Origin of the sequence: Leifsonia sp. 1010, assembly GCF_031455295.1 — a bacterium.
In the GTDB taxonomy this organism is placed as follows: Bacteria; Actinomycetota; Actinomycetes; order Actinomycetales; family Microbacteriaceae; genus Leifsonia.
Window position 1 is genome coordinate 432,398 of the sequence record NZ_JAVDSL010000001.1, and the last position, 26,850, is coordinate 459,247.

27 protein-coding genes are annotated in these 26,850 nt (G+C 69.7%); 14 read left to right on the forward strand and 13 right to left on the reverse strand.

Annotated elements, in window-relative coordinates; all coding sequences use genetic code 11:
• Positions 1–10: 10 nt before the first annotated feature.
• Entirely contained in the window at positions 11–2,752 is a 2,742-nt protein-coding gene (locus tag J2Y42_RS02095; RefSeq protein WP_309854509.1) for a hypothetical protein, read from the reverse strand.
• On the reverse strand, positions 2,752–3,300 hold the full coding sequence (pyrE, locus tag J2Y42_RS02100; protein ID WP_309854511.1) for an orotate phosphoribosyltransferase: 549 nt from the start codon (positions 3,298–3,300) through the stop codon (positions 2,752–2,754). The genes J2Y42_RS02095 and pyrE overlap by 1 nt, the downstream gene beginning before the upstream one ends.
• Before the next feature lie 114 nt (positions 3,301–3,414).
• Here pyrE and J2Y42_RS02105 point away from each other — a divergent pair, with 114 nt between their 5' ends.
• The 5 genes from J2Y42_RS02105 to J2Y42_RS02125 all read left to right on the forward strand — a co-directional run bounded on the left by J2Y42_RS02105 (position 3,415) and on the right by J2Y42_RS02125 (position 7,602).
• Positions 3,415–4,263, forward strand: a complete 849-nt coding sequence (locus tag J2Y42_RS02105) for an exodeoxyribonuclease III (protein WP_309854514.1) — start codon at positions 3,415–3,417, stop codon at positions 4,261–4,263.
• A gap of 10 nt (positions 4,264–4,273) precedes the next feature.
• Positions 4,274–4,690: a hypothetical protein gene (locus tag J2Y42_RS02110; protein WP_309854517.1), complete on the forward strand. Its 417-nt coding sequence runs from the start codon at positions 4,274–4,276 to the stop codon at positions 4,688–4,690.
• Between the two features lie 103 nt (positions 4,691–4,793).
• Positions 4,794–5,675 (forward strand): ATP-binding cassette domain-containing protein, encoded by an 882-nt coding sequence (locus J2Y42_RS02115; RefSeq protein WP_309854520.1) that lies wholly within the window; start codon positions 4,794–4,796, stop codon positions 5,673–5,675.
• 68 nt (positions 5,676–5,743) lie between these two features.
• Entirely contained in the window at positions 5,744–6,781 is a 1,038-nt protein-coding gene (locus J2Y42_RS02120) for an aliphatic sulfonate ABC transporter substrate-binding protein (RefSeq protein WP_309854523.1), read from the forward strand.
• Between the two features lie 8 nt (positions 6,782–6,789).
• Positions 6,790–7,602 (forward strand): ABC transporter permease, encoded by an 813-nt coding sequence (locus tag J2Y42_RS02125; RefSeq protein ID WP_309854526.1) that lies wholly within the window; start codon positions 6,790–6,792, stop codon positions 7,600–7,602.
• Positions 7,603–7,668: 66 nt separating this feature from the next.
• Here the strand turns inward: J2Y42_RS02125 and J2Y42_RS02130 are convergent, their stop codons facing one another.
• Complete coding sequence (locus J2Y42_RS02130; RefSeq protein ID WP_309854529.1) at positions 7,669–7,863, reverse strand: DUF2795 domain-containing protein; 195 nt, start codon at positions 7,861–7,863, stop codon at positions 7,669–7,671.
• Positions 7,864–8,041: 178 nt separating this feature from the next.
• Between J2Y42_RS02130 and J2Y42_RS02135 the strand changes: the two genes are divergently transcribed.
• Entirely contained in the window at positions 8,042–8,509 is a 468-nt protein-coding gene (locus J2Y42_RS02135) for an SRPBCC family protein (RefSeq protein ID WP_309854532.1), read from the forward strand.
• Positions 8,510–8,579: 70 nt separating this feature from the next.
• On the opposite strand, the gene J2Y42_RS02140 is transcribed toward J2Y42_RS02135, so the two are convergent.
• The gene (locus tag J2Y42_RS02140) at positions 8,580–9,419 is read right to left on the reverse strand and encodes an SDR family oxidoreductase (protein WP_309854534.1); all 840 of its coding nucleotides are present in this window, start codon (positions 9,417–9,419) and stop codon (positions 8,580–8,582) included.
• Positions 9,420–9,514: 95 nt separating this feature from the next.
• Here J2Y42_RS02140 and J2Y42_RS02145 point away from each other — a divergent pair, with 95 nt between their 5' ends.
• Positions 9,515–9,766: a hypothetical protein gene (locus J2Y42_RS02145; protein ID WP_309854536.1), complete on the forward strand. Its 252-nt coding sequence runs from the start codon at positions 9,515–9,517 to the stop codon at positions 9,764–9,766.
• A 28-nt stretch (positions 9,767–9,794) separates the two neighbouring features.
• Here J2Y42_RS02145 and J2Y42_RS02150 read toward each other — a convergent pair whose 3' ends face one another.
• On the reverse strand, positions 9,795–11,222 hold the full coding sequence (locus J2Y42_RS02150) for an APC family permease (protein WP_309854537.1): 1,428 nt from the start codon (positions 11,220–11,222) through the stop codon (positions 9,795–9,797).
• A gap of 75 nt (positions 11,223–11,297) precedes the next feature.
• Positions 11,298–12,194, reverse strand: a complete 897-nt coding sequence (locus tag J2Y42_RS02155) for an SDR family NAD(P)-dependent oxidoreductase (RefSeq protein WP_309854540.1) — start codon at positions 12,192–12,194, stop codon at positions 11,298–11,300.
• A 169-nt stretch (positions 12,195–12,363) separates the two neighbouring features.
• Between J2Y42_RS02155 and J2Y42_RS02160 the strand changes: the two genes are divergently transcribed.
• From J2Y42_RS02160 to J2Y42_RS02175, 4 genes are all read left to right on the forward strand, one after another.
• Entirely contained in the window at positions 12,364–12,888 is a 525-nt protein-coding gene (locus J2Y42_RS02160) for a DUF488 domain-containing protein (protein ID WP_309854543.1), read from the forward strand.
• 137 nt (positions 12,889–13,025) lie between these two features.
• Positions 13,026–14,471 (forward strand): DUF6421 family protein, encoded by a 1,446-nt coding sequence (locus J2Y42_RS02165; protein ID WP_309854545.1) that lies wholly within the window; start codon positions 13,026–13,028, stop codon positions 14,469–14,471.
• Positions 14,468–15,199, forward strand: a complete 732-nt coding sequence (locus J2Y42_RS02170; RefSeq protein ID WP_309854548.1) for an SDR family NAD(P)-dependent oxidoreductase — start codon at positions 14,468–14,470, stop codon at positions 15,197–15,199. Before J2Y42_RS02165 ends, J2Y42_RS02170 begins: the two co-directional genes overlap by 4 nt.
• Entirely contained in the window at positions 15,196–16,266 is a 1,071-nt protein-coding gene (locus tag J2Y42_RS02175) for a low specificity L-threonine aldolase (RefSeq protein ID WP_309854551.1), read from the forward strand. Before J2Y42_RS02170 ends, J2Y42_RS02175 begins: the two co-directional genes overlap by 4 nt.
• A gap of 231 nt (positions 16,267–16,497) precedes the next feature.
• Here the strand turns inward: J2Y42_RS02175 and J2Y42_RS02180 are convergent, their stop codons facing one another.
• The 6 genes from J2Y42_RS02180 to J2Y42_RS02205 are packed head-to-tail and all read right to left on the reverse strand — an operon-like array spanning position 16,498 to position 22,464.
• Positions 16,498–17,361, reverse strand: coding sequence for a phytanoyl-CoA dioxygenase family protein (locus J2Y42_RS02180; RefSeq protein WP_309854554.1), 864 nt, complete (start codon positions 17,359–17,361; stop codon positions 16,498–16,500).
• A 14-nt stretch (positions 17,362–17,375) separates the two neighbouring features.
• Positions 17,376–18,320, reverse strand: coding sequence for a glycoside hydrolase family 43 protein (locus J2Y42_RS02185; protein WP_309854557.1), 945 nt, complete (start codon positions 18,318–18,320; stop codon positions 17,376–17,378).
• Positions 18,317–19,285 carry a glycoside hydrolase family 43 protein gene (locus J2Y42_RS02190; protein WP_309854560.1) on the reverse strand — a complete coding sequence of 323 codons (969 nt, stop codon included), beginning with the start codon at positions 19,283–19,285 and terminating at the stop codon, positions 18,317–18,319. Before J2Y42_RS02190 ends, J2Y42_RS02185 begins: the two co-directional genes overlap by 4 nt.
• Before the next feature lie 2 nt (positions 19,286–19,287).
• The gene (locus tag J2Y42_RS02195; protein ID WP_309854563.1) at positions 19,288–20,178 is read right to left on the reverse strand and encodes a carbohydrate ABC transporter permease; all 891 of its coding nucleotides are present in this window, start codon (positions 20,176–20,178) and stop codon (positions 19,288–19,290) included.
• Positions 20,175–21,158 (reverse strand): sugar ABC transporter permease, encoded by a 984-nt coding sequence (locus J2Y42_RS02200; RefSeq protein ID WP_309854566.1) that lies wholly within the window; start codon positions 21,156–21,158, stop codon positions 20,175–20,177. The genes J2Y42_RS02195 and J2Y42_RS02200 overlap by 4 nt, the downstream gene beginning before the upstream one ends.
• Positions 21,151–22,464, reverse strand: a complete 1,314-nt coding sequence (locus J2Y42_RS02205) for an ABC transporter substrate-binding protein (RefSeq protein WP_309854569.1) — start codon at positions 22,462–22,464, stop codon at positions 21,151–21,153. Before J2Y42_RS02205 ends, J2Y42_RS02200 begins: the two co-directional genes overlap by 8 nt.
• Positions 22,465–22,669: 205 nt before the next feature.
• Between J2Y42_RS02205 and J2Y42_RS02210 the strand changes: the two genes are divergently transcribed.
• The 3 genes from J2Y42_RS02210 (at position 22,670) to J2Y42_RS02220 (ending at position 26,024) form a co-directional block, all read left to right on the forward strand.
• Positions 22,670–23,680, forward strand: coding sequence for a LacI family DNA-binding transcriptional regulator (locus tag J2Y42_RS02210; protein ID WP_309854572.1), 1,011 nt, complete (start codon positions 22,670–22,672; stop codon positions 23,678–23,680).
• Positions 23,681–23,732: 52 nt separating this feature from the next.
• Complete coding sequence (locus tag J2Y42_RS02215) at positions 23,733–25,520, forward strand: sugar-binding domain-containing protein (RefSeq protein WP_309854575.1); 1,788 nt, start codon at positions 23,733–23,735, stop codon at positions 25,518–25,520.
• 78 nt (positions 25,521–25,598) lie between these two features.
• Positions 25,599–26,024: a hypothetical protein gene (locus J2Y42_RS02220; protein WP_309854577.1), complete on the forward strand. Its 426-nt coding sequence runs from the start codon at positions 25,599–25,601 to the stop codon at positions 26,022–26,024.
• Between the two features lie 75 nt (positions 26,025–26,099).
• Here J2Y42_RS02220 and J2Y42_RS02225 read toward each other — a convergent pair whose 3' ends face one another.
• Positions 26,100–26,834, reverse strand: coding sequence for a GNAT family N-acetyltransferase (locus J2Y42_RS02225; RefSeq protein ID WP_309854580.1), 735 nt, complete (start codon positions 26,832–26,834; stop codon positions 26,100–26,102).
• Positions 26,835–26,850 lie beyond the last annotated feature (16 nt).

The following is a 26,850-nucleotide window of genomic DNA, read 5'->3' on the forward strand; positions in this document are numbered from 1 at the left end:
CTCCGGTCGCTCAGGCAGCAGGTCCGGGGCCGGCGACCGACGAGGTCAGCGGCTCGCCGCTCGCCCGCGTGGCGAAGCAGTAGTACGAGCGCTGGCCGTCCTTCCACTGCTGCTCCGTGGCCGGGAAGGAGCCGACGACCTGGAGGTCGGGGTAGGCGCCCGCGGCTCCGAGGTCGACGATGCCGCCCGCCGTGCAAAGGCCCGGGATCTGCTGCGCGAGGGCGTCCGCGCCGGGGTACGGCGCAGCAGGGTCGGCCGAGAGCAGGTTGGTGTAGACGAGCTGCGCGGTGTGCGGAGAGGCGCAGTCGACGACGGCGAACTCCTCCGCCCATACCGTCGTGAAGGGCTGGATGCACTCGCCGCCGCCCAGCGCATCCCACGGGTGCGTGCCGGGGCCGACGGCAGCGGCCGGCTTGGGCGTCACCGTGGGCACGGGAGTGGGCGTCGGCGTCGGGGTCGCGCTGGGCTTCGCCGAGGCCGACGCCGTGGCGGCCACCGGTGCGGGCTTCGCGGCACCGAGCCACGACGGGATGCGCGTCCCGATCGCGAAGAGGCCGATGAGGACCAGCACGACGGCCAGTGCCCCTCCGACCATGAGGAGGATGCGGTTGTTCCGCGAGTTCCAGAAGTCGCCGCCGCCCGGGCGGGTTGGGGCGGCAGTGGTGTCAGCGGTGGATGCTGAGGCGGGGGTGCTGATTGCAGCCGCCCCGCTCTGGCCGGTCGTCGCGGCGGAGGCGGCCGCGGTCGTCGCGCCCGCGGCGGCCGGCAGCTCCCACGCCGGGCCGGTGGCCGGTTCCGCGGCGACGGCCGTCGCGTCGGTCGGCTCGACGGGAACGGTCTGCGTGAACGTGAAGGGCGTTGTCGCCGTCAGCTGCGGCCCCTCGACTCCGGCCGCGGCCTCCGGCGCTTCGTCGATCCGCTCGTCCGGGGTCTCGTCGCCGCGCTCGGCGAGCGGGTCGGCGTCGGTCGGCAGTACGGGGCCGGTCTCGGGCTCCTCCGCCACTCCGCCGAACAGCTCGGCCAGTCCGTCGGACTCCTCCGCCTCGATGTCGTCGGCTGCGGCCTCGTCGCCAGCACCTCCGCTGGCGCCGGTGTCGTCGTCGGCTTCGGGAGTCGCCGACGCGAAAGCGAACGGCTCCGGCTCCGAGGCGGTGGCGATGCTCTCGGCGTCGATCGGGCTAGTGGCGGGCGACGGCAGCCCACCCATCGCCAGTTCGGCCTCCGCGGCCGGGAATGCCGGAGCCGACGGCAGGGATTCGACGGGCTCGTCACGCAACAGAGCTGCGATCTCGGAGGTGTCGAGCTGCTGCGTCGGGGTGTCGACGGTCTCCGGCGTGCTGAACGCTGCAGGCGGCTCGTACGCCGACGGCGGCGCGGGTGGTGCAGCGAGTTCCGGTTCCTCGTGGGACGCCCGCAGCAGATCGGCGATCTGTGCAGCATCCTGCTGCTGCGCCGGCGTCTCGATCGGTGGCTCGAAGAGCGCCGCTGCGTCGATCGGGGGAAGGACCGGCTGGTGCAACGGCGACCGGGTCGCGGGCGAATCCTCGGCGGGCGGGAGGCTCGCGTCGGCGACAGGCGTGGCCGGCGGCTCAGGGGCCGCAGGCGGACGGGTGAACGCGGACGGGTCGATCGGGATGACGCTCGTCGTGTCTCCGATGACCGACCGGCCGGACGGAGCATCGGACTCGGGAGCTCCGAAGCCGAGCAGAGCGGCGAGACCATGGCTCTCAGGCTCGCCTGCCTCGTCATCGTCGTCAGCGGGGATCTCCGGCGGGTCGAAGATGGTCCGCGGTTTCTCGGGTTCGGGCGCGGGCGTCGGCAACGCCGGCTCGATCACCCAGGAGCGGACGGCGGCGGGCGGCTCGTCCTCCGGCGCTCCGGAGATGGAATCGGACGAGGACGTCTCGTCCGTCGACGGCTCCTCGGGTGTGGCGAGGGGGGCGAAGATCCCGGCAGAACTCGGGGACTTCGGCTCGACGAAGGTCGACCGGAAGACGGGCGGCACGAGCGGAGGAGCGGCGTCTGGCTCGGGAACGGACGGCTCGGCCGCGATGGGCTCGGCCTGCCCGTCGGTCTCGGTCGGCTCGGTCGGCTCGGCAGGCTCGGTCGGTGCGGCCGGCTCGGTCTGCACGGCCGGCTCAGTCGGCGACGCCCCGCCTCCGAGCGGTTCGAAGAGCGCTGTCGGCGTCGGATCGGCCCGCGTCGGCTCCGGCTCGCTCGTCGCCGCGGCGAAGGGAGCCGTCCCGGCCTCCGCCGGTGTGGGCGTCTCCTCCTGCTCGACCAGAGGATCCCCTCCGACCCCCGGCGTGAGGTTCCAATTGAACGCGACCGGGAACTCCGTCGGCTGCTCCTCGACGACCTCGGGCTCTTCGATGGCACTGCCGAGCAGTTCGTCGAACGGTGACGGCTCGTCCGACGCCGGCACATCGGGTGCCGATGAGGACGACGGAGCAATGGGCGCGGCATCCGCCTCGAAGGGAGCGGTGGGCGCGACCGGCACAGGACCCGCGTCCTCGACGGCTGCGGGTTCCGCGTCGCCAGCCCCAGCCTCGGGTGCGGAGGATACCTCGGCGGGACGATCGACGTGACGACCGCCGGTCAGCTGCTGCAGCAGCCAGTCCGCGCTGCCGAACTCGGGCTCCTCCGCCTCGGGCTCCTCCGCCTTGGGCTGCTCGGCCGGAACCTCGGGCGCATCCTGTCGTTCGTACGGACGTTCGTCGTCCGCAGCGCCCCGCCCGCGCTCGTCGGACACTATGCCAGCCCCAGGTCCTTCAGGCCGATGGCGGCGTAGTAGGGGTAGCCCGCGGCCTCGATGGCCTCGCGCGCTCCGGTGTCGCGGTCGACGACGACAGCGACGGCGGCGATCTCGGCGCCGACCGTGCGCAGCGCCTCCGCGGCCTTGAGCGGGGAGCCGCCGGTCGTGGAGGTGTCTTCGAGCACGATCACGCGCTTGCCCTCGAGGTCGGGGCCTTCGACCTGCTTGCCGCGGCCGTGGTCCTTCGGCTCCTTGCGCACGACGAACGCGTCGTAGGTGAGGCCCTGGGCGGCGCCCTGGTGGAGGATCGCCGCGGCGACGGGGTCGGCGCCCATCGTCATGCCGCCGACGGCGAAGACGTCGGGGATGTCACGGATGAGGTCGATCATGACGCGGCCGATGAGCGGCGCGACCCGGTGGTCGAGGCTGACCTTGCGCAGGTCGACGTAGTAGCTCGCCTTTTTGCCGCTGGTGAGCGTGAAGTCGCCGTGGAACACGGCCTCGGCGGCGATGTAGTCGATGAGCTGCTGTCGTGCGTCGGTCACATCCACGATTCTAGAGGGGAACCCGCCGCGCCCCGGGAGTTCTCCACAGGCGTCCTGGTTCCACCGATCCCTCCGGACTCGGGCGACGTCGGCGGCGGCCGATACGATCGGAGCATGCGCGTCGCGACCTGGAATGTGAACTCGATCCGCACCCGCGTGGGCCGCGTCGTCGACTGGATGGTCCGCGAAGACGTGGATGTGCTCGCCATGCAGGAGATCAAATGCAAGCCCGAGCAGTTCCCCTACCAGCCGTTCGAGGACGCGGGCTACGAGGTCGTTCTGCACGGCCTGAACCAGTGGAACGGCGTCGCCATCGCCAGCCGCCTGCCGCTGGAGGACGTGACCATCGGCTTCCCGGACATGCCGGGCTTCCTGAAAGACCATGACGGGCCGGACCTCCCGAAGGAGGCGCGCGCGATCGGCGCAACGGTCGAGGGCATCCGGCTGTGGAGCCTGTACGTGCCCAACGGCCGGTCGCTCGCCGACCCGCACTACGTCTACAAGCTCGACTGGCTGGCCGCGCTGGCCGCCGACACACAGCGCTGGCTCGCCGACGACCCGACCCTCCAACTCGCCCTCATGGGCGACTGGAACGTCGCCCCGTTCGACTCCGACGTCGGCGACCCGAGCCTGGTGCCCGGCATCTCGACCCACATCTCGCCGCCCGAGCGGACGGCGTTCGCGGCGTTCGAGAAGGCCGGTCTGACCGATGTCGTCCGGCCGATCGTGCCGGACGGCTACACGTACTGGGACTACAAGCAGCTGCGATTCCCGCGCAACGAGGGGCTCCGCATCGACTTCATCCTCGGGTCGCGTGCGTTCGCCGACCGGGTGGTGGATGCGAGCATCCATCGAAACGAGCGGAAGGGCGACGCCCCCAGCGACCACGTGCCCGTCCTCGTCGAGCTGGCGCCGGTCGCGGCGGCCGACGACGATGACGACCGACCCATGATCTTCGGCTGACGGAGCACCGATGAGCACGCCGCCCCCGCCCGGTTACTCCGCATACCCGGTTCAACCGGGCTTCCCGCCGCCCGCGCCTGCGCGCCGGCCGGTGGTCGTCTGGGATCTGGTGACCTCGATCATCCTGCTGGTGTTCGCGGTCGTCGTCGCCGCCATCCTCACGTTCGCCGCGTTCTTCCTCGCGTTCGCGAGCGACCCATGTGGGGCGTCGACGGTGTGCGACACCGATCGCATGGGCATCGGCTTCGTCATCGCACTGTTCGGACCGGGCGTGGTCACCCTGATCACCGTGATTGTCGCGGTCGTGCTGCTCATCGTCCGGCGCATCGCCTTCTGGGTCCCGATCGTCGGTATCCTGCTCGCCGTGGGCGTGTGGGTCGGCGGTGCGGCGCTCGTCATCTCCGGCGTACCGGGAGCATCCCTCTAGTCGCGTTCCTCCACCGCATCCGAACCGGCCGCGCCAACTTTCGTTACGAAGCGTTGCGCCGGGCCAGCGGGCGCGTGGCTCGCGTCGGTAGCGTCAGAGCACCATGACCGCCTCGTCCTCCGCCTACCCCGTCGAGTTCGCCGGCGTCGCGCGCTCGTTCCCGGCGCCGAACCGGCGCTCCCGGAAGCGCGCCCCGGGCGATCGTGAGCGCGAGGCGTCCGCTCCGACCACGCGCACGGTGCTTCGGGATGTGTCCCTCGGGATCCGCGCGGGCGAGGTCGTCGCGATCCTCGGCCCGAGTGGATGCGGCAAGTCGACCCTCCTGCGCATCGCCGGCGGACTCGACGCGCCCACCGGCGGAGCCGCCCTGATCGACCGGACCACGGTCGCCGGGTTCGACGCCCGCTGCGCCGTCGGGTTCCAGGAGCCACGGCTGCTGCCTTGGCGTTCACTCGCCGACAACGTCGCGCTCGGCCTGCCCCGCGGCCTCGACCGCGACGCCGGGCGGCAGCGGGTCGCCCAGCTTCTCGACCTCGTCGGGCTGACGGGCTCCGCGACCCTCCGCCCTCGGGAGGTCTCCGGTGGCATGGCGCAGCGCGCGTCGCTCGCCCGCGCTCTGGCCCGCAACCCCGGCGTCCTCCTGCTGGACGAGCCGTTCGGCGCTCTGGACGCGCTCACCCGTCTGAAGATGCAGGACCTGCTTCTCGACATCCACGCCGCGGCGCCCGCCACCATCCTGCTGGTCACCCACGACGTCGACGAGGCCCTGCAGCTCGCCGACCGCGTCGTGCTGCTCGGCGCAGAGGACGGGCAGCCCGGCTCCACGATCCGCAGCGTCACGACCGTGCCAGGAAGCCGACCGCGCGACCGCGGCTCCGCCGAGCTCGCCCAGCTGCGGGCCGAGCTGCTCGACGGCCTCGGCATCGACCGACACGGCCGCGCCCGCGACGAGCAGCGGGCGACCGTCCCCGTATTCCCGTACTGAACCGCACTCGCACCATCGCGTCACCACAGCCGCACCACCCGCTCCCCCACACCCCCGAGAGAGGCATCATGCGCCGCAGACCCACCATCCTGACCGCCGCCGCCGGCATCGTCGCGGCCGCCAGCCTGCTGCTGACCGGCTGCGTCGCCGGAGAGGGCGCCGCCTCCGGCGCCACCAACTCCGCCGGAGTGACGAAGGGCGGCACGCTCAACATCGACTTCGCGACCTACAACCCGCTCAGCCTCGTCATCAAGAAGGAGGGCTGGCTCGAGAAGGCCCTGAAGAAGCAGGACATCACGGTCAACTGGGTGCAGTCCGCCGGCTCCAACAAGGCGAACGAGGCCCTCCGCTCCGGCGCCATCGACGTCGGCTCGACCGCCGGTTCGGCGGCGCTGCTTGCCCGCTCGAACGGCTCGCAGATCAAGACCATCGACATCTACTCGCAGCCCGAGTGGTCGGCCATCGTCGTCGGCCCGAACTCGACCATCACGTCGGTGAAGGACCTCAAGGGCAAGCAGGTCGCGGGTACGAAGGGCACCGACCCGTACTTCTTCCTGCTGCAGGCGCTCGAGGCCAACGGTCTCTCGGCCAAGGATGTGACCATCCAGAACCTCCAGCACGCCGACGGCTGGGCCGCCCTGCAGAACGGCTCCGTCGACGCGTGGAGCGGACTCGACCCGATCATGGCCAACGCCGAGAAGTCGGGCGCGAAGCTCGTCTACCGCAACGTGAAGTTCAACACCTACGGCTTCCTCAACGCCACGGAGTCGTTCCTCGACTCCAAGCCGGATGTCGCGCAGACCGTCGTGAACACCTACGAGTACGCCCGGGCGTGGGCCGAGAAGCACCCCGACGAGACGGCCAAGATCCTGTCCGACGTCGCCGGCATCGACCCGGCCGTCGCCACCACGGTGATCACAGAGCGCACCAACCTGGACGTCTCGAACATCCCCGGCAAGGCGCAGCTGGCCGTGCTGAAGAAGGTCGGCCCGATCTTCGTCGAGTCGGGCGACGTGAAGTCCCAGACCGACATCGACAAGGCACTCGACTCGCTGCTCGACCCGACCTTCGCGAAGAAGGCCGACCCGAGCGCCATCGGAGGCTGACGCATCCCATGACCGTCCAGAACGCACCGGAGGCCGTCACGACGGCTGCCGTCCGCACGTCCCCGCTGTCGCGTCGCGGGGTGAGGATCGCCGCGGGATTCATCATCCCCTTCGTGCTGCTCGCCGTGTGGCAGCTGGCGTCGACCTCCGGTGCGTTCACGTCGTCGCAGCTGCCCTCGCCGTCGATGGTGTGGGAGGCCGCGGTCGACCTCGCCCAGCGCGGGCTGCTGGGCCAGTACGTGGCGATCTCGACCCAGCGCGTGCTGATCGGCTTCGCCTTCGGGGCGGGTCTCGGGCTGCTGCTCGGGGCGCTGGTGGGTCTGTCGCGCTGGTCGGATGTGCTGTTCAGCCCGACGCTCGCCGCCATCCGGGCGGTTCCGTCGCTCGCCTGGGTGCCCCTGCTGATCCTGTGGTTCAAGATCGGCGAGGACTCGAAGATCATCCTGATCGCGATCGGCGCGTTCTTCCCCGTCTACACGACGGTCGGCGCCGCGCTGAAGCACGTGGACCGGCACCTGGTGGAGGCGGGACGCGCGTTCGGGCTGAACGGCGTCCGGCTGCTGACGACCGTCCAGCTCCCTGCCGTGCTGCCGTCGGTGATCTCCGGTCTCCGGCTCGCCATGGCGCAGGCGTGGCTGTTCCTCGTCGCCGCCGAGCTGATCGCCTCGTCGATGGGACTCGGCTTCCTGCTCATCGACTCTCAGAACAACGGCCGGACCGACCGCCTCTTCCTGGCGATCATCCTGCTCGCGATCCTGGGCATCATCACCGACTCGCTGCTCGGTCTGTTCGAGCGGTGGACGGCCCGCCGCTGGGGCTGAGCGCCGCCCCGTTGAGCGCCGCCTCGCTGAGCGCCGCCTCCCGGGGCGGCGTGCCGCATCCGCTCGTCAGCTGCCGCTGATGCCCTCCGTCACCTGCACCGGGCTCTCGAAGTCGCGGTCGGGCAGGCCCTCGAGCGCGTCGATGACCTCCTTCGGCGCTCCCTGGCCCTGCGCCGTGCCGACGAGGTCGGCTTTGCTCGCGGGGTAATCGACCCCGCTCAGGTACTTCTGCACGTCGATCTGGATGGGCCGATCGGCCATGTCCGTCTCCTTCCGCTCGTGAGTGAACGAGTCCACGCGTACCCCCATCTCGTCGGGTCGCAAGACCTTGCAACGCGCTTCCCGTCGCACGATCCACCTGTGAAGTCCAGGGTCTATACCCATCCGGTGCCGGGCCTACCGTCAGCCCAGAACCCAGAAGAAAGCGAAAGGAGCCGTAATGGCTGCAGTGACTCAGTCCATCGACGTGAACGTGCCGGTCTCGACGGCGTACAACCAGTGGACCCAGTTCGAGTCCTTCCCGCACTTCCTCGACGAGGTCGAGGAGATCCGCCAGGTCGACGACACCACCAACCACTGGCGGGTGAAGATCGGCGGTGCGGAGCGCCAGTTCGACACGGTCATCACCGAGCAGCTTCCGGACGAGCGCGTGGCGTGGAAGTCCGTCGCCGGCGACACCGAGCACGCGGGCGTCGTCACGTTCCACCGTCTCTCCGACACCGAGACGAAGGTGACGGTGCAGCTGGAGTGGGCGCCGTCCGACGCCCTCGAGAAGATCGGGTCGGTGTTCGGCCTCGACGACCACGCCGTCAAGAAGGACCTCGAGAACTTCAAGAAGTTCATCGAGTCGCAGGGCACCGAGACGGGCGCCTGGCGCGGCGAGGTGGACCGCGGCGAGACGGTCTGATCCGTCTGCTTCCCAGAGCCAGGACGGCGCCGGTGCGATCTGCACCGGCGCCGTTCTCTCTGTCTGCGTCCTACAGGATGGGGCGCCCCCCGGTGACGGCGATCCGCGCACCCGAGATGTACGAGCCGTCGTCGGATGCGAGCAGCACGTAGACCGGCGCCAGCTCGGCCGGCTGTCCCGCCCGCCCCAGCGGGGTATCGCTCCCGAACTGGCTCACCTTCTCCTCCGGCATGGTCGAGGGGATGAGCGGCGTCCAGATCGGACCCGGTGCGACGCTGTTGGCCCGGATGCCCTTGTCACCGAGCAGCTGCGCCAGCGACGCCGTCATGTTCGCGATGGCGGCCTTCGTCGCCGCGTAGGGCAGCAGGGTCGGGGAGGGCATGTCGGAGTTCACCGACGACGACCCGATGATGCTCGCGCCGGGCTTCATGTGCGGCACGGACGCCTTCGCCAGGTGGAAGAAGGCGGAGATGTTGGTCGCGATCGTGTGGTCCCACTCCTCGTCGGGGATCTCGTCCAGCGACTCGCGCGTCATCTGGTAGGCCGCGTTGCTGACGAGCACGTCGATGCCACCCAGTTCCTCGACGGTCTTCGCGACGATGTCGCGGCAGTGCTGCGGGTCCGATACGTCGCCGCGCAGCAGCAGCGCCTTCCGCCCGGCCTCCCGGACCCATTTCGCCGTGTCCTCCGCGTCGTCGTCTTCGTTCAGATACGAGATGGCGACGTCGGCGCCCTCGCGGGCGTAGGCGATGGCGACCGCCTTGCCGATGCCGCTGTCCGCGCCGGTGATGAGCGCGACCTTGCCGGTCAGCTTGCCGCTGCCGCGGTACGTCTCCTCGCCGTGGTCGGGGCGCGGCTCCATCGCGTCCGTCGTACCGGGGGGCTGTTGCTGCTGCTCAGGGAAAGACATCCATCGACCTCCATTCGTGTACTTCCACGGAACACCCGCTTCCGCACCCCGTCAGGGGCTTGGGCGGCCCGGGATGTGCGCGTACCGTCCCTCCAATGAACGCGACACCGGACGCCCCCGACGAGCACCAGAGCGACGCCGACCAGACCGCGAAGGACCGCTCGTACAGCCCAGCGAGCGAACGCGAGACCGAGGTCAAGCAGGAGGAGTCGGACGGCGCCGCCGTGCGCCCGGGCACCGGCGGACCCGACGACGTGGGAGACATCCCCGTGCCGCCGGAGGACGACCTCGACCCCGCCACCATCGTCGAGCGCGGCGACCCGGGTCACCGCGCCGGCGACGCCTGACCGTCGGCGATCAGGCGTCGCGCGCGCGTCAGCGGTTCGAGTCGACCTTCTCCTGGGGCGTCCGGCGGCGGGCGACCGCGGAGTAGACCCGCTCGACGATCCACAGCAGAATGCCGATGCCGAGCAGGCCGAGCGCGATCGTGTACTGGCCGACCGGGCGGCCGGAGGTCCACGGGAACACCAGGTACAGACAGGTGATCGCGCCGATGATCGGCAGCACCGTCGGCGAGCGGAAGTGCTTGTGGTCCACCGGCTGCTTGCGGAGCACCAGCACAGCCACGTTGACGACCGCGAACACCGCCAGCAGCAGCAGCGAGGTCGTGCCTCCGAGCAGCGCGACGATCGAGCCCTTCGGGTCGAGCGACACGTAGATGATCAGGGCGACGGCGAGCGCCGTGGTGAAGAGGATCGCCGTCCACGGCGTCCGGCGCTTCGGCGACACCTTCGCCAGGAACGGCGGGAGCACGTTCTGCCGGCTCATGCCGTAGAGCAGGCGGCTCGCCATCATCATGTTGATGAGGGCGGTGTTGGCGACCGCGAACATCGAGATGAACGGCAGCAGGTCGTTGATCGGGAAGCCGGGGGCAGCGGCCTCGACCGCCGCCACCAGCGGCGTCTCGCTGCCGGCCAGTTCGCCGATCGGGACCAGCGCGACGACCGTGATCGAGACGAGCACGTAGATGACCGCGGCGATGCCGAGTCCGCTCAGCATCATCTTCGGGAAGATCCGGCTCGGATCCTTCGTCTCCTCCGCCATGTTGACCGAGTCCTCGAAGCCGACCATCGCGAAGAACGCCAGCGATGTCGCCGTGCTCACCGCCAGCAGAACGCCCTTGTCCTCCGGCGTCTCGAACGCCACCACCTGCGACCAGTCCGCGTTGCCGCCGCCGATCGCCCAGAGGCCGATGAAGATCACCAGCAGCAGACCGGAGAGCTCGACGAGGGTGAGCACGACATTCAGCCACACGCTCTCGGAGACGCCGCGGAGGTTCACCAGCATGATGAGCACGATGAAGGCGAGGGCGATGAGCAGCGTCGTGACGTTGTCATCCGGGATGCCGAACCCGACGGTGAGGTTCACCGCGAACGCGCGCGACGCCGTCGACGCCGAGGTGATGCCGGACGTCATGACGATGAAGCACACGATGAACGTGAAGAAGTGGATGCCGAACGCCTTGTGCGTGTACAGCGCGGCGCCCGCGGCCTGCGGGTACTTGGTGACCAGCTCCAGGTAGGAGAAGGCGGTCACGGTCGCAACAGCGAAGGCCAGCAGGAACGGCAGCCACGCCGCGCCGCCCACCTCGGCGGCGACCTGACCGGTCAGGGCGTAGACGCCCGTGCCGAGGATGTCGCCGACGATGAACAGGAGCAGCAGCCCCGGCCCGAGGGCCCGTTTCAGCTCCGGCTGTTCCGGCTCGACGGTCTTGACCACCTGGGTCCACGACGGATCGCTCACGATCGGCTCCCTTCGACGTTCGCTCGGGGAGCCACTGTATGTGAGTTCGTACAGAAAAGGGAGTACCGACGCGGGCTATTGGCGGCCGGTGAAGCCCTCCATCGAGTCGTAGACGCCGAAGACACGGCCCGCGACGGCGTCCCACGCGCGGGTCGGGAGCACGCCGCGGAGGGTCCGCGCCAGGCCGACCGTCCAGGGGAGCATCAGCATCGGACGACCGGCGAGCATCGCCCGCCAGACGCGGTCGACGACGTACTCCGGGCTCATCACCGGGGTCAGGAGCGGCCCGCGGGCGCCTTCGAACATCCCCGTGTCGATGTAGCTCGGCGCGACCGTCGTGACCTTCACGTGGCCGAAGCCCTGCTGCTGGAGTTCGAGGCGGACGCTGTCGCTCCAGCCGATCACCGCCCACTTGCTCGCGGCGTAGACGCTCATGCGCGGGTTGGAGATCGTGCCGGCGGCCGAGGCGATGTTGACGATGCGCGCCTCGCGGGGGCTCTGCTGCATCCCGGGCAGGAACTCCCGCGTCACGTACATCGGGGCGAGCGCGTTGACCTGCATGGTCGGGCGGGTGTCGTCGCCGTTGTCGTGCTCCCAGAAGTACTTGCCGCGCACGATGCCGGCATTGTTGATGAGCACGTCGATCCCGCCGAGCTCCTTCCGCACCGCCTGGGCGCTCTGCGCGATCGCCCCGAGCTCCGCGAGGTCGACGACGTAGGGCAGCACGCTGGTGGATGCCTTCCCCGCCGACGAGCTCGGTGACCGTGGCGGCGCTCCCCAGGCCGCGGCTGTGCGCCCGGCGAGCACCTCGCGCCGCAGCCGGTGCGTCAGCTCGCTGAGCGCGGCCTCGTCGCGGTCCCAGAGCACGACCGCTCGTGCGCCTTCGAGCACGGCACGCTCGGCGTACAGCCTCCCCATGCCCGACGCCGCCCCGGTGATGAGCACACGCGCCCCGCGAACCGTTCTCGCCATCCCCCCATCATCGCAGCGTCCGCCCCGCGCGTCTGCTCCCGCCTCCACCCCACCGTCGAGTCCGCGAACTTTGCACGCCCGCGCGGCGTTCGGTGTGCAATATGTGCGGACTCGACGGTGGGCGGAGGGAGTGGGCGGAGGGAGGATCGGCGGGCGTAGGGTGCGGGACGTGAGCGTGGTGTACACGGTGGGGCACTCGAACCGGGAGTTCGGGGAGGTGCTCGCGATGTTGCGCGAGAACGACGTCACGATGCTGGTCGACATCCGCCACTTCCCGTCGTCGCGACGCCTCCCCCAATGGAACCAGGATCCGATCGTCGCTGCGCTCCCGCCCGACATCGGCTACCGGTGGCTGGAGAAGCTCGGCGGGCGGCGCCACACTCCGGCCGGCACGGAGAGCCCCAACGGGTTCTGGCAGGTCGCCGCGTTCCGCGCATACGCGGACTACATGGCCACCGCGTCGTTCGCGGAGGGGCTGGAGGACCTGCTCGCGCTGGCCCAGGAGTTCCGGCCGGCGATCATGTGCAGCGAGGCCGTGCCCTGGCGCTGTCATCGGCGCCTGGTCACGGACGCCCTGATCACGGCGGGCGTCGAGGTGTTCGACATCCTCTCCGAGCGGTCGGTGCGTCCGGCCGTCCTCAACCCGCACGCGCACGTCGTCGACGGTCATCTCGTCTACCCGGCAGCCGACTAGCGATTCGCTGCGCATCGCCAGCAATCGGCGCAGTTTTCCGCCGGAATAGACAACAAAACGCTCGCGATCCCCGGATAGGCTCGACACATCCACACCCTGCCGCGTGCGAGCGGCCGACCAACGACGGGAGGTTCGTCATGTCTCAATTCGTCCAGCACTTCACCGCAGACGCCATTGTCGGGGAGCCCGAGGTCGTCGAGGACGGCCGCCCGGTCCGCGAGGTCGCGAACGACCCCGCCTGGCTGCGCCTCAAGGACGCCGCCGTCGCGCTGCAGGCCCTCCAGGTGAAGGACGGCTCGGTCGAGCAGGAGTCCGACCGCCCGGCCGCCGCAGAGCACGTCCGCACCATCGTCGACTCGATCGCCGCACTCGCACCGGCGTTCCCGCACGACGCGTCCTACCTGGCCGCACTCCAGCGCGATTTCACGCGCTGGGCGGACGAGGGCTTCGGGGTCCCCGACTTCCTCGACGCGCTGAACGAGTTCCAGCCGCAGCAGCACCGCGTGGATGGGCTCGGCCACCTGGTCGTTTTCCCCATGTACACGCAGAACGGCAGCTCCGACCGTCACGTCGAGGCGCTGCTGGTCGAGGTGATCTGGCCGGAGTTCGTGGCGGAGCTGGAGGCCGGCGACTACGGCAACAAGCTGTTCGTCGCCCTCCGGTTCGTGGACTTCACACCCGGCTACGACACCAACTCGGCCGTGCTGTTCCCCGAGACCGTGGCCATGCGCGAGATCCCCGCATTCACCTGGGGCGCGATCTTCCAGGACCGCGAGGCCGCCCGGTACCGCCGGGTGGTGCGCGCGGCCGCCGAGATCACGAAACTGGAGCTGCCGGCCGACGCGGCCGCGATGCTGGACGACCAGCACCTCACGGAGGAGACCTTCGTGATGTGGGACATCATCCACGACCGCAGCCACATGCGCGGCGACCTGCCGTTCGACCCGTTCATGATCAAGCAGCGGATGCCGTTCTTCCTCTACTCGCTGGAGGAGCTGCGGTGCGACCTGACCGCGTTCCGCGAGTCGGTGAAGCTGGAGCGCGAGCTCAGCGCCCTGCCCGACGCCGAGCTCTCGGAGGCGCAGCGCGCCGTCCGCGACCACGCGCACCTGGTGCAGTACGCGGTGATCTTCGACCGCATCTTCCGGTTCGCGATCACCGGCAGCCGCGTGCGCAACTACGACGGGCTCGGCGGCCAGCTGCTGTTCGCGTGGATGCACCAGCACGACGTGCTGCACTGGACGGACACCCAGCTCACCATCGACTGGGAGAACGTCCCCGACGTGGTCATCGCGCTGAGCGACCGGATCAACGAGCTGTACTGGCGTTCGATCGACCGGCCGAAGGTGGCGCACTGGCTGGCGGCCTACGAGATGCTGACCGAGACCCTCACCCCGCACCCCGCCTCCAACTGGGCGCGCGGACTGTCGGACGAGGTCCTGGCCGGGCCGCCGAAGGGCTACACCGACCAGGTGCTGGACGACGAGTTCCCGCTCTCGATGTTCTACGAGGCGCTGAACAAGAAGATGGCGACCGTCATCGAGTCGACGGCCGGCATCACCGGCACGACGGACGCGGCATGACGGACGCCCCCTCGGCGGACCAGGCGGCCCGGCCCTCTTCGGAGGCCGGGCCGCTCGGCGCGAACTCCGCCCGCGGCCGACTGGTGCTGATCGCCGGCGCGACCAGCGCGTCGGGCGAAGCGGTCGCCCGTGCGCTGGTCGCGGCCGGCGCGACCGTCCTGGCCGTCGGAACCCGGCAGGAGGCGCTGGATGCGCTGGCCGCAGCAGTGCCGGGCGTCGAGACGCGACCGTGCGATCTGGCCGACCGGGATGCAGTGGCCGAGCTGGCCATGCGCATCCACCTCAAGTTCGGCCACATCGACGGCCTCATCCACCTCGTGGGCGGCTGGCGCGGCGGCGGCGGGATCGAAGGCCAGAGCGACGAGGACTGGGAGTTCTTGGAGCGGGGCTTCCGCACCCTCCGGAACACCACGCGCGTCTTCTTCGACGACCTCGCCGCCTCGCCCGCCGGACGGCTGGCGATCGTCTCGTCGACCGCGGTCGAGAAGCCGTACCCGGGCGGCGCGAACTACGCTGCGGCGAAGGCGGCGGCGGACGCCTGGGTGCGAGCGATCGCCCAGGGTTTCGCCAAGCAGGCGCCGCAGTCGGCGGCGAGCGTCTTCGTCGTGAAGACCCTGGAGGGTCTCGAGCCACGGCTCGGCGAGGAGGTCGTGGGCCTGTGGGAGCACGAGGCGGCGGCGGTCAACGGCCGACGCATCCCCCTCGAGCCTGGAAAGATGGAGTCGTGACGCTTCAACTCCACGACCTCACCCTCCGCGGCTTCGCCTCCGACAACTACGCGGGAGTCCACCCCGAGATCCTCGACGCCATCGCGGCCGCCAATAGCGGCCACCAGATCGCTTACGGCGAGGACGTCTACACGGCCCGCCTGCACGAGGTGTTCGCCGAGCACTTCGGCGAGGGCGTCGAGGTGTATCCGGTGTTCAACGGAACCGGGGCGAACGTCGTCGGCCTGCAGTCGATGCTCCCGCGCTGGGGCGCCGTCGTGTGCGCGAAGACGGCGCACATCAACACCGACGAGGGTGGCGCCCCCGAGAAGGTGGCCGGCATCAAGCTGCTCCCGATCGAGACGCCGGACGGCAAGCTGACTCCCGAGCTCATCGACCGCGAGGCGTGGGGCTGGGGAGACGAGCACCGCGCCCAGCCGCTGGTCGTGTCCATCACGCAGACGACCGAGCTCGGCACGGCGTACACGGTGGAGGAGGTCCGGGCGATCGCCGACCATGTCCACGCCCTCGGCATGAAGCTTCACATGGACGGCTCCCGCATCGCGAACGCGGCGGCCACCCTGGGCGTGCCGCTGCGGGCGTTCACGACCGATGCCGGAGTGGATGTGCTCAGCTTCGGCGGGACGAAGAACGGCATGCTCTACGGCGAGGCCGTCGTCGTGCTCAACCCGCAGGCGTCGGAGGGGATGGTCTACCTCCGCAAGCTGAACATGCAGCTGGCGTCGAAGATGCGGTTCATCTCGGCGCAGCTCATCGCACTGCTCACCGACGACCTGTACCTGCGGTCCGCCTCGCACGCCAACGCGATGGCGACCCGGTTGCGCACGGCCCTGGAGGCCGGCATCGCCGACGGCAGCATCCGGGGCGTCGGCTTCAGCCAGAAGACCGAAGCGAACGGCGTCTTCGCGACCCTGCCGGCCGGGGTCGCCGACCGGCTGCGGGAGCATTTCCGGTTCTACGACTGGGATGCGGCGAACAACGAGGTGCGCTGGATGTGCTCCTTCGACACCACAGAACAGGACATCGACGCCTTCGTGGCTGCGCTCATCCAGGAACTGAACGCCTGAGAATCGCTTGCCCCTCGCACTGGGGACAGACCGGGGTACAAAAATGTCCTCCATTCGACCTACACAACGAGGACTTTTCCTGTAGTCTCGAAGAGCGACGGAGGAACCCGAATATCCATCCGGCGTAACCCCGAAACGTATGCCGGGCCGTGAGAAGAAACCCTAGTCTTCCCGCAGCCCGGCATCGTGGTTTAACGGCGGAGGCACAGCACCTCGCGAGCACAGGCTCCGTCAGGCGTCGCCCATCATCAGGCCCTCGATGGTGTGCTTCTGCGTGATCGGCGTGAGTTCATCCACAACCGGGCACACCAGGTGGCGACGGACCCGCTCCGGCAGCGACTCGTAGAAGCCGTGCGTGACGGCCATGTCGTGGTGCTCCGCGTTCCCGGCGCCGGGCGCGTCGACGCCGAGCACGAGCACCGGACGAGACACCTGCGACGTGTTCTTCGTGCCGTGGTGCAGGGTCAGGGCCGAACGGGCGGAGATGTCGCCGCGCATCGGGTACTTCCGGACCGCCCGCTGGATGTATCGCGGATACAGGTCCGCGACCGGGAACATCTCGTGCTCGAAGCCCTCCGGCAGATCCCACTGGGTTCCCGGCGCGATCTCGAACGGACCCATCTCTTCGGTGGTGTCGACCGCTGTCAGATTGAACGCGAGCGACGTGAGTCGGCCGGTCTGCTTCGTCTCGTCGGGCATGGGGAAGTCGCGGTGCCACGGCTGGTCCTTCGCGCCGGGGCCCGGCACGTCGAAGCCGAGCTCCACGATCTGGTAGTCGGGGCCGAGCACGGCCTCGCAGACGCCGCGCACCCAGGGGTGATCGACCAGCTCGAGCCACCCGCGCATCTGCTCGGGGTGGATCTCCACGTAGTAGCGCTTGGTGCCGCGACCGACCGCGCCGCCCGGGCGGCCGAGGGCCTCGTCGAAGGCGACCTCGATGTCCTCGCGCAGGCGGTCGGCCCACTCGGTCGAGAATGCGCCCTTCTTCCCGATGATGCCGTCGGTGTAGATCGTCTCCACGGCTTGCTGCAGCTCGGGCTCCAGGCCGGAGGTGTCGGGAAGGGTGGGGGTGACGTGCGGAACCGCGTCGTCCATGGTCGTCGTTCCTCTCAGGTGGTGATCGGCGCGGGCTGTCCGCTCCGCGCCTGCTGGTCGATGCGCAGGGCGCCCAGGTGCAGCTGCCGGGCGGTCGCGTCGGCGTTCCAGGAATGGAACGCGATGACGTCCGTCCCGTCGGGCGCGACCGTGAGCGAGTTGTGGCCGGGACCGCGCAGGTCGCCCCCGCTCTTCAGGAGCGGCGGCTGGTCGACGTGGGTCCATGGGCCGAGTGGATGGTCGGAGGCGGCGACGCCGACGGCGTACCCGGGCCCGGTCCACGCGCCGCCGGAGTACGTCAGCCAGTAGCGGCCGTCGCGGTGCAGCACCGCCGGCCCTTCGAGCGTGTGCCAGTCGAATCGGCGGCCGTGGATGAGGCGGTCGCGCTCGTACAGCTGCCAGTCGGCGTTGGGGGCGAGCACCGGGACGGGCGGTCCGGCCAGGGCCGTCATCCCCTCGTCGAGCGGCGCCACGGCGAGGTGGGTGCCCGGGCGCTCGTGGTCGAGCACATCGTGCGCGAAGTACAGGTACCAGCGGCCGTCGTCGTCGCGGAACGGGTGCGCGTCGATGGCGAAGACCTCGTCCGGGGTCAGGTCGACGCCGACGTCGCGGAACGGACCGACCGGAGAGTCCGAACGTGCCACGCGCAGGTGGTGGCCCTCGATCCCCCGCCCCACCGAGTAGTACATCCAGTAGGCGTCATGCGCGTAGGCCACCTCGGGCGCCCAGTAGTCCGCGCCGAGGGTGTCGTCGACCCGCTCCAGCACAGCGCCGGCGCTCTCCCACTGCGACAGGTCGGGCGAGCGCAGCGCCTCGAAGACGCGGTCGCCGTCGGCGTCCGGGTGGGTGCCGTACGCCACGTAGCCGCCGTCGGGGAGGCGCAGCACGAACGGGTCCGCGAAGTATCCCTCCCAGACCGGACCCCAGTGGCGGGCAACGCGGAGGATGTCACCGGTCACGGCGCGAGCTCCGGCAGTCCGCCCTTCCACGTCACCGGGACGGCGTGCATGCCGCGGTAGGCGAACGCCTCGTCCCACGAGTGGAACAGCATCCAGTCCTTGCCCTGGAAGGTCACGAGGTCCTCGCCGCCTGGGCCGAGGTAGCGCCCCTTCGAGCCGGCGGTCGAGAGCAGCGGCTCCTTCTCCTTCGTGTACGGGCCGAGCAGGCTCTTCGCCGTGGCCACGCCGGTCACGTAGGAGGAGTCGGCGTAGTCGTTGGCCGAGTAGAGCAGCACATACTCGTCGTCGTGCCGCACGATCACCGGCGCCTCGACGAGCTTGCCCTCCCACGACTCGGTCTGCTTGATCAGCCTGGTCGGCTCCCCGGTCAGGGAGGCGCCGTCTGCCGAGAGCGGCTGTGCGGAGATCCACGTGTCGTAGCCGCAGCAGTTGCCGTCGTTCTTCCACACCAGGTAGCGCTGGCCGTTCTCGTCAGCGGTCACGCTGGCGTCGATCGCACCGCCTTCGTCCTCCGGGCAGACGAGTGGCTTGTCCGCCGTGGAGGTGAACGGACCCTCCGGCCGATCGGCGAACGCGACGCCGATGCACTGGAACTTGCTGGCGGCGTCCGACGCGGTGAAGTACAGGGCGAACCGGCCATCGGCGAGCTCCGCCGGTCCGGGGGCCCAGGTCTTGCCCTTGATCGCCCACGACGGCAGCTGCGGCATCGCATCCTCGTCGCTCAGCGTCCAGGTCTTCATGTCGTCAGACGTGGCGACCTGGACGTTCACGGCGGCGGTGTTCGTGGCATAGGAGTACACCCGGTCGCCGACGACGAGCGCGCCCGGATCCGGGAAGTCGCTGTCGATCTGGAAGGGAGCGACCGCCGTCGACGGCGATGCACTGGGCTCGGAGCCGGCCGAGCATCCCGCCAGCGCCGCCGCCAGAGCGATGATCGTCGCGGTGACGGCGGCCGTCCGGCGCATCCTCACCCCTTGACCCCGCTGGTGGCGACGCTCTCGACGATCTGCTTCTGCGCGAAGAAGAACAGGATGAGCACCGGCACCGACGCGATCACGGCACCCGCCATCACGATGGCGTAGTGCGTGGAGTACGCGCCCTGCAGCTGCGACAGACCGGGCTGGAGCGTCAGGTTCTCCGGGCTCAGCAGCACGTACACCGGCCAGAGGAAGTCGTTCCAGTTGGCGAGGAAGCTCAGCACCGCGAGCGTCGCGAGAGCCGGGCGTGCGAGCGGCAGCACGATCTGCAGGAAGATCCGGATGTCACCCGCTCCGTCGATCCGCGCCGCCTCCTCGATCTCCGCCGGAAGGCCCACGAAGAACTGCCGGAGGAAGAACACTCCGAACGCGCTGGCCGCGCCCGGGATGGTGATCGCCCACAGCGTGTCGAGCCACCCGAGGTTCTGCACGATCAGGTAGTTCGGGATGAGGAAGATGACCGGCGGGACGAGCAGCGTGGAGATGATCAGGCCGAAAACGATCCGCTTGCCCCAGAACTCGAGGCGCGCCAGGGCGTAGGCGGCCATGCTCGCCGTGATCAGGATGAGCACGGTCTGCAGCGCGGCGGCGGCGAGGCTGTTCAGGAACCAGCGGAACACCGGCTGCTGACCGCTCGAAAGGGTCGTGTACGCCTCGGTCGAGAACGGGTTGGGGATCGCCGAGTACGGATTGCGGATGGCGTCGCCGTCGGTCTTGAACGAGGTCAGCAGGATCCACAGCAGCGGAAGGATGACCACCAGCGCCAGAACGATCAGCACGGCGTAGAGCAGGGTCTTGCGAGCTGCCGCCTGCGGTGTCTGCTTGCGCCGCGCGCGGATGGTCCGCGGGGTCTCCGTCTTCTCGGGAGCCGTCGTCGTCATGAGGCGCTCTTCTCTGCCCGCTCCCGCTGGAGGCGGAAGTTGATGATGCTGATGATCGCGAGGAAGGCGAACAGCACGTAGCTCATCGCCGCCGCGGCGGCCAGGTTGTTCTGCGACAGGCCCTGGTCGGCGATGTACATGATCGCCGTGCGGGTCGTGTTGCCCGGACCGCCCTTCGTGATGAGGAACGCCTGGCCGAACATGTTCGCGCTCGCGAGGATGGTGATGGTGATGACGAAGGTCATGACCTGGCGGAGGCCCGGCAGCGTCACGCTGATGAACTGGCGCCAGGCGCCTGCGCCGTCCAGCGCGGCTGCTTCGTAGAGGTCGGGACTGATGCCCTTCAGACCGGCCAGGATGATGACCGTGTTGAAGCCCATGGTCCACCACACGGTGACGCCCGCCAGGGTGACCCACACCCACGGCACGTCCACGGTCCAGGGAAGGTTGTCGGGCAGGCCGATCATGCCCAGCAGGTGGTTGATGATGCCGGACTGGGTGTCGAGGAGGTACTTCCAGATGACACTGATGACGGCGACGCCGAGCACGTAGGGGGCGAAGAAGACGCCGCGGAAGAACGAGCCGGCGCGGATCTTCTGGTTGAGCAGCACCGCGATCAGCAGCGGGATGATCAGGAGGAACGGGACGCTGGCGAGCGTGAAGATCCCGGTCGCGGCCATCGACTGCCAGAAGTCGCCCGACGTGGCGCTTCCCGGGGTGAACAGGTCGATGTAGTTCTGGAGTCCGATGAACTTCTGGGTGGCCCGGAACGGGCTCCAGTTCGTGAGACTGATCCACAGGCCGAACACCGCGGGCGCCAGGACGAACACGATGAACAGGATGAGGAACGGCGCCAGGAAGAGGTAGGCGACACCGGTGCGCCGGGGGGCGCCCGGCCGCCGGCCGGCCTTCCTGCCGGAGCGGGACGGGCGTGGCGCCCCGGTCTCCCGGGGCGCCACGATCGAAGCGGTGTCAGTCACCGTACTTCTCTTTGTTCTGCTTCAGCAGGGTGTCGGCCTTGGCAGCCGCGTCGTCCAGAGCCTGCTTCGGATCCTTCTTGCCGGTGATGGCCTCGTTCACCGCGACGGTGATCGTCGCCTCCACCGTGGTGATGCCCGGTGCGATGGGCTCGTAGTGCGCGTACGGCAGCTCGTCGAGGAACGGCTTCAGGTTGGGGTAGGTCTGCACCAGCTTCGGGTCGTCGCGAACCGAGTTCTTGGCGGGCAGCTCACCGGTCTTGGGCCAGTCGGCCGAGTTGTCGTTCATCCACTTGACGAACGTCGCAGCGGCGGCGGTCTTGTTCTTGTCCTGACCCTTGTTGTTCATGAACATCCAGTGGGTCGAGCTCGACCAGACGGCCTTCTCGTCGCCGATCTGCGGCACGGCGACGGCCTGCCACTTCAGCTTGTCGAACGCGGTGTTCGTGGTCTGCCAGACGCCGTTCCAGTTGAAGGCGTTCTTGCCGGCGATGAGGGCGTTGATGTTGCCGTCCTGCGCAACGTCGGCCGGGCTGTAGCCCTTCTTGATCAGGTCGGTCATCCAGGTGAGGGCCTTGACGCCCGCCTCCGAGTTGAAGGTCGCCTTCGAGACATCCTTGTTGAAGAGGTCTCCGCCGAACTGCCAGAGGAGGCTCTCGAACTCGAAGGTTCCGGTGAAGACGTAACCGTCGACCCACTCACCCTGGACACCCGCGGCCTTCAGCTTCTCGAGCGCCGCCAGGTACGAGTCCTTGTCCTGCGGAATGGTGTTCGGGTCGACTCCGGCCGACTGGAGCACGTCCTTGTTGACGTACAGGCCGAGCGGCGTGATGCTCCACGGCACGGCGTACTGGCTGCCGTTGTACTTGCCGGCGTCGAGCAGCCCCTCGGGGAAGTCGTCGGCCTTGTAGCCGAGGGACTTCACGATGCTGTCCGCCTTGAGCACGAGACCCTGGGCCGCGTAGGTGGCGATGTCGTCGCCGTGGCCGACCGCGACATCCGGGCCCTTGCCTGCCTTCACGGCCAGGGGCATCTTGCGGGCGATGTCCGCCCACTCCATCGGAACATCCTTGACGACGATGTTCTTGTGCTCGGAGTTGAACTTCTCGATCAGCTTCGGCACGAGCACGGGAGCGGCGCCACCGGTCCAGCCGTTCCAGAAGCTGATGTTGACCTTCGGTCCGGTGTAGTCGGCGGAGGAGACGTCTCCGCCGCCTCCCGAGCTGCTGCTTCCGCAGGCCGTCAGCGCGAGCCCGAGGCCCGCGGTGACCGCCACTGCGATCGCACGTGCGGCGAATCGCTTTTTCATGTGATCTCTCCCTTGAGTGAGCCTCTCACGCTGCCCTTCCATCGGGCCGGCGGCGTGATCGGTGGTGCTGGAGCCGGATACACTCGGCATGCTTGGCGAATTTACAGCGCTGAACACAGCGTGTCAACCTCACAATGCCTGCATTGGATGGCTCCCTGTAGAGTGACCCCGCAGGCACGCGACCGATGACGCGGAAGGAGACGCCATGGCCGTCAGGCTTCAGGATGTGGCGGAGCACGCGGGCGTGTCCATGAAGACCGTCTCGAACGTGGTCCGCAACTACGCGCATGTCAGCCCGGCGATGCGGGAGCGTGTGCAGCGCGCGATCGACGAGCTCGGCTACCGCCCCAACATCATGGGACGCCGCCTGGCGACCGGCCGAACGGGCCTGCTCGCCCTGGCCTTCGCCGACGTGACCCTGCCGTACTTCGCCGAACTCGCGCGCGTCGTGGCCGACGAGGCGGAGCGCCGCGGCTACCGCGTGCTGCTGGAGCAGACGGAGGGGACGATCGAGGGCGAGCGCGCCGTCGTCTCGGCCGGCGAGTCCGGGTTGGTGGACGGAATGATCTTCCAGCCGAGCGTCATGAACTCCGCCGAGCTGGCGCAGTCGCGCACCGACATCCCGCTGGTCGTCCTGGGCGAGAACGCCGCTCCGCTGACCGTCGACCGCATCATGATCGACAACGTGGAGGCCGCCAGGACGGCGACGGAGCACCTGCTGTCGCTCGGCCGGAAGCGGATCGCGTTCGCCGGGCACGAGAGCGCCCGGCCGACGCGGACGTCGAAGCTCCGGATCGCCGGATATCAGCAGGCGCTCGAGGATGCGGGCATCACTCCGGAACCGGAGCTGCTGATCTCGAGCATCGCCGTCTCCGCGGGCAACGCCGTGCGCGCCGTCGGCTCCGCACTCGACGCCGGCCTGCGCTTCGACGGCCTGGTCTGCCGCGACGACCTCGCCGCGATCGGCGCTCTGCGCGCCCTGCAGGAGCGCGGCATCCACGTGCCCGACGACGTCGCGGTGACGGGATGGGACAACACGCCGATGACGGCGGTCACCTACCCGTCGATCACCTCGGTCGCGCCGGACATGCGCGGTCTCGCATCCCGCGCGGTGGAGATGCTGCTGGAGCGCGTCGGCGGCTTCGACGGCATGGGCCGCCACGAGCTCGCCCCCTTCTCGCTGGTCACCCGGGAGAGCGCGCCCGCCCTCGCCTGAGGCACCGGATTTCCGACTTTACAGCGCTGCACGAATCGTGCATGCTAATGGGATGCTCACCGAGGAACGCCGCACGGATGCGGCCACCGCTCAGGACGGCCGCTACCCGCGGCCGCAGCTCGTCCGGGCCGACTGGCTCGACCTCTCCGGTCCGTGGACCTTCGCGTTCGACGACGACGACCGCGGGCTGCGTGAGCACTGGGAGTCGGCCCGGTCGCTGGGCGGTGTCATCCAGGTGCCCTTCCCGTTCGAGTCGGATGCGTCGGGCGTCGGCGACACGGGCTTCCACCCGGTCGTCTGGTACCAGCGCACCGTCCTGCGCGACGAGGTGCCGGCCGGCGAGCGCCTGCTGCTGAACTTCGGCGCGGTCGACCACGCCTGCGAGGTCTGGATCGACGGCCGATCGGCAGGACGGCACGAAGGCGGCTCGACCCCGTTCTCCCTCGACATCACCGACCTCGTCGGCGACGGCGACTTCTCGGTCACCGTGCGGGCGCAGGACGACCCGGCCGACGTTGCGCAGCCGCGCGGCAAGCAGGACTGGCGGCACCATCCGCACTCGATCTGGTACCACCGCACGACCGGGATCTGGCAGCCGGTCTGGCTGGAGGCGGCCGCCGCACTCCGCGTCGAGCAGCTGCACTGGATGACCGACGTGCCCGCGGGCGAGGTCACGGCGCAGCTCCGCCTGAGCCGGTCGGCGCCGGCGGGCACGACCGCCCGGATCACGGTGCAGCTGGGCGGCGAACCGCTCGCGAGCGTCGAGACCGCGATCACCGGACGCGAGGTGGAGATCCCGTTCCGCATCCACCGCCAGACCAACGGGCAGGCCTACGAGGAGCTGCTGTGGTCGCCGGCGCACCCCACGCTGCTGGATGCGACGGTGACGTTGCAGGGCGCCGAGGGCGCGGCCGATGTCGTCGCGTCGTACTTCGGGCTGCGGTCCACCGCGGTCGAGGGCGGCCGGTTCCTGCTGAACGACCGACCCCTGTATCTGCGCTCCGTGCTGAACCAGGGCTACTGGCCCGAGTCGCATTCGGCGGCGCCGAGCGCGGACGCCCTGCGCGCCGAGGCCCAGCTCATCCTCGACCTCGGTTTCAACGCCACGCGCCTGCACCAGAAGTACGAGGACCCCCGCTTCCTGTTCTGGGCCGACAAGCTGGGCCTGCTCGTCTGGGGCGAGGCGCCGGCGGCGTACGCGTTCAGCCCGGAGGCCGTGCGACGCAGCATCGCCGAATGGTCGGCGATCCTCGACCGCGACCGGTCGCATCCCTCGATCGTCACCTGGGTGCCGCTCAACGAGAGCTGGGGTGTGCAGCACCTCGCCCACGACCCGCGGATGGTGTCGTACGCGAAGGCGCTCGTGCATCTCACCAAGACGGTCGACCCGAGCCGGCCGGTCATCTCCAACGACGGCTGGGAGCACGCGGCGTCCGACATCCTGTCCATCCACGACTACGACCACGACCCGGAGCGGGTCCGCGAGCGCTACGCGACGCGCGAGGGCATCCTCGGGGCGCCGTTCACGCTCCCGGGCCGCCGACTGGTGGTTGACGCCGAGCAGCGGCTCGACGCCCCCATCATGCTGACGGAGTTCGGCGGCATCTCGTACACCGAGAACGGGCCGGAGGACGCCTGGGGCTATTCGACGGCGACCAGCACCGCGGACCTCGTGGAGCGCCTGCGGGCCCTCGTCGGCGCCGTGCGCGCGTCCGCTCCTCTCGCGGGCTATTGCTACACGCAGCTGGCCGACACCGGTCAGGAGACGAACGGACTGGTCTTCGAGGACCGCCGCCCCAAGGCGCCGATCGAGCAGCTGCGGGCGATCTTCGGCGCGTGATCGCCCCTGGTGCCACGGGGCGGGGGGAGAGCAGAATGACGCCGACGCCGTAACCGTCTCTCTCCTCGAGGAGCGTTCATGTCTGCAACCGCCGCCGCGGTGACTCCCGCCGCGCACCTCCGCCGCCGTTCCCGGGAGGCGCTGACGGCCCTCGCCGTCCAGTACCTGCTCGGCATGGCGGCCAACCTGATCGGCGAACCGGACAGCACGTTCGTCCGTGTGGTCGACACGATCATCGTCATCCTGCACATCCTGATCGCCATCGGACTCGTCGTGGTGAGCGTCCGCGTCCTGCTCGCGGCCCGGGCGGCCGGTGTCGGCGAACGCCTCGCGCTGTGGGGTCTGATCGTGATGGTGATCACGTTCCTCGCCGGCGTTCTGACGATCTCGATCGGAAGCGACTGGGCCTCGTATGTGATGGCCGTGGGCTTCCTCGTCGCGGCCGCGCTGTACGCAGGGACCTTCCTGGCCTCCTACCGGCCGGAGCGCGCCGCGGAGGTCTAGCGCATCCCTCCCGATTCGTGCCGAATGTGCGGTCAGCGGAGCTGATACCGCACATTCGGCACGAATCTGCGGGGGTCAGAACCAGTAGGAGTAGTGCGACACCGGCCGGAAGCCCAGCGACGCGTAGAGGGCGTGGGCCGCGGCGTTGTCCGCGAGCACCTGCAGCCACAGGCCGCTGACACCGTGCTCGGCGGATGCGGTGGAGAGCGCCTGGACGAGCGCGCGGGCGAGCCCGCGGCGCCGGGCCTCCGGACGCGTCGCGACGGCGTACAGCCCTCCCCACTCGCCCACGAGCGCGAGCCGGGCGACGGGGTCCGGCGCGGCCAGGTCGCCGTGCGCGGCGTACAGAGCCGGACCGCCGCGGAGGATGCGCGCGGCGACATCGCGCTCGGCGGCTCCGCCCCGGCCGTCGACGGACCACCAGGTGTCGAGCCACGCCTCGTCCGGACAGTCGGTGATCCGCACGGCGGGATCGACCGCGGGCACCGCGGCGGCGGCACGGTCGGCAACGAGGATGTCCGTCGGCGAGTGGTCGCGATACCCGCGTCCGCGGAGCACATCGGTCAGCGCGGGAGACGAGGCGGGGCTCACCTGGAACACCGGAGGGAGGGACCGCGCGGCGTACCAGCGCTCGGCCGCATCCACCGCGGAGTCGAGATCGTCGACGGCACCCGAGGTCAGAACCGAGTTCGCCCGGTTGGTGACGCCGGAGGAGGCGCGCAGCGTCCACCCTTCCAGCTGCTCGCGTTCGAGCGCCGGCCAGCCATGGTCGGCGAGGCGATCGAGGGAGGCGGCGTCAGGGAGGAGCACCTGTCGACGCTAGCGC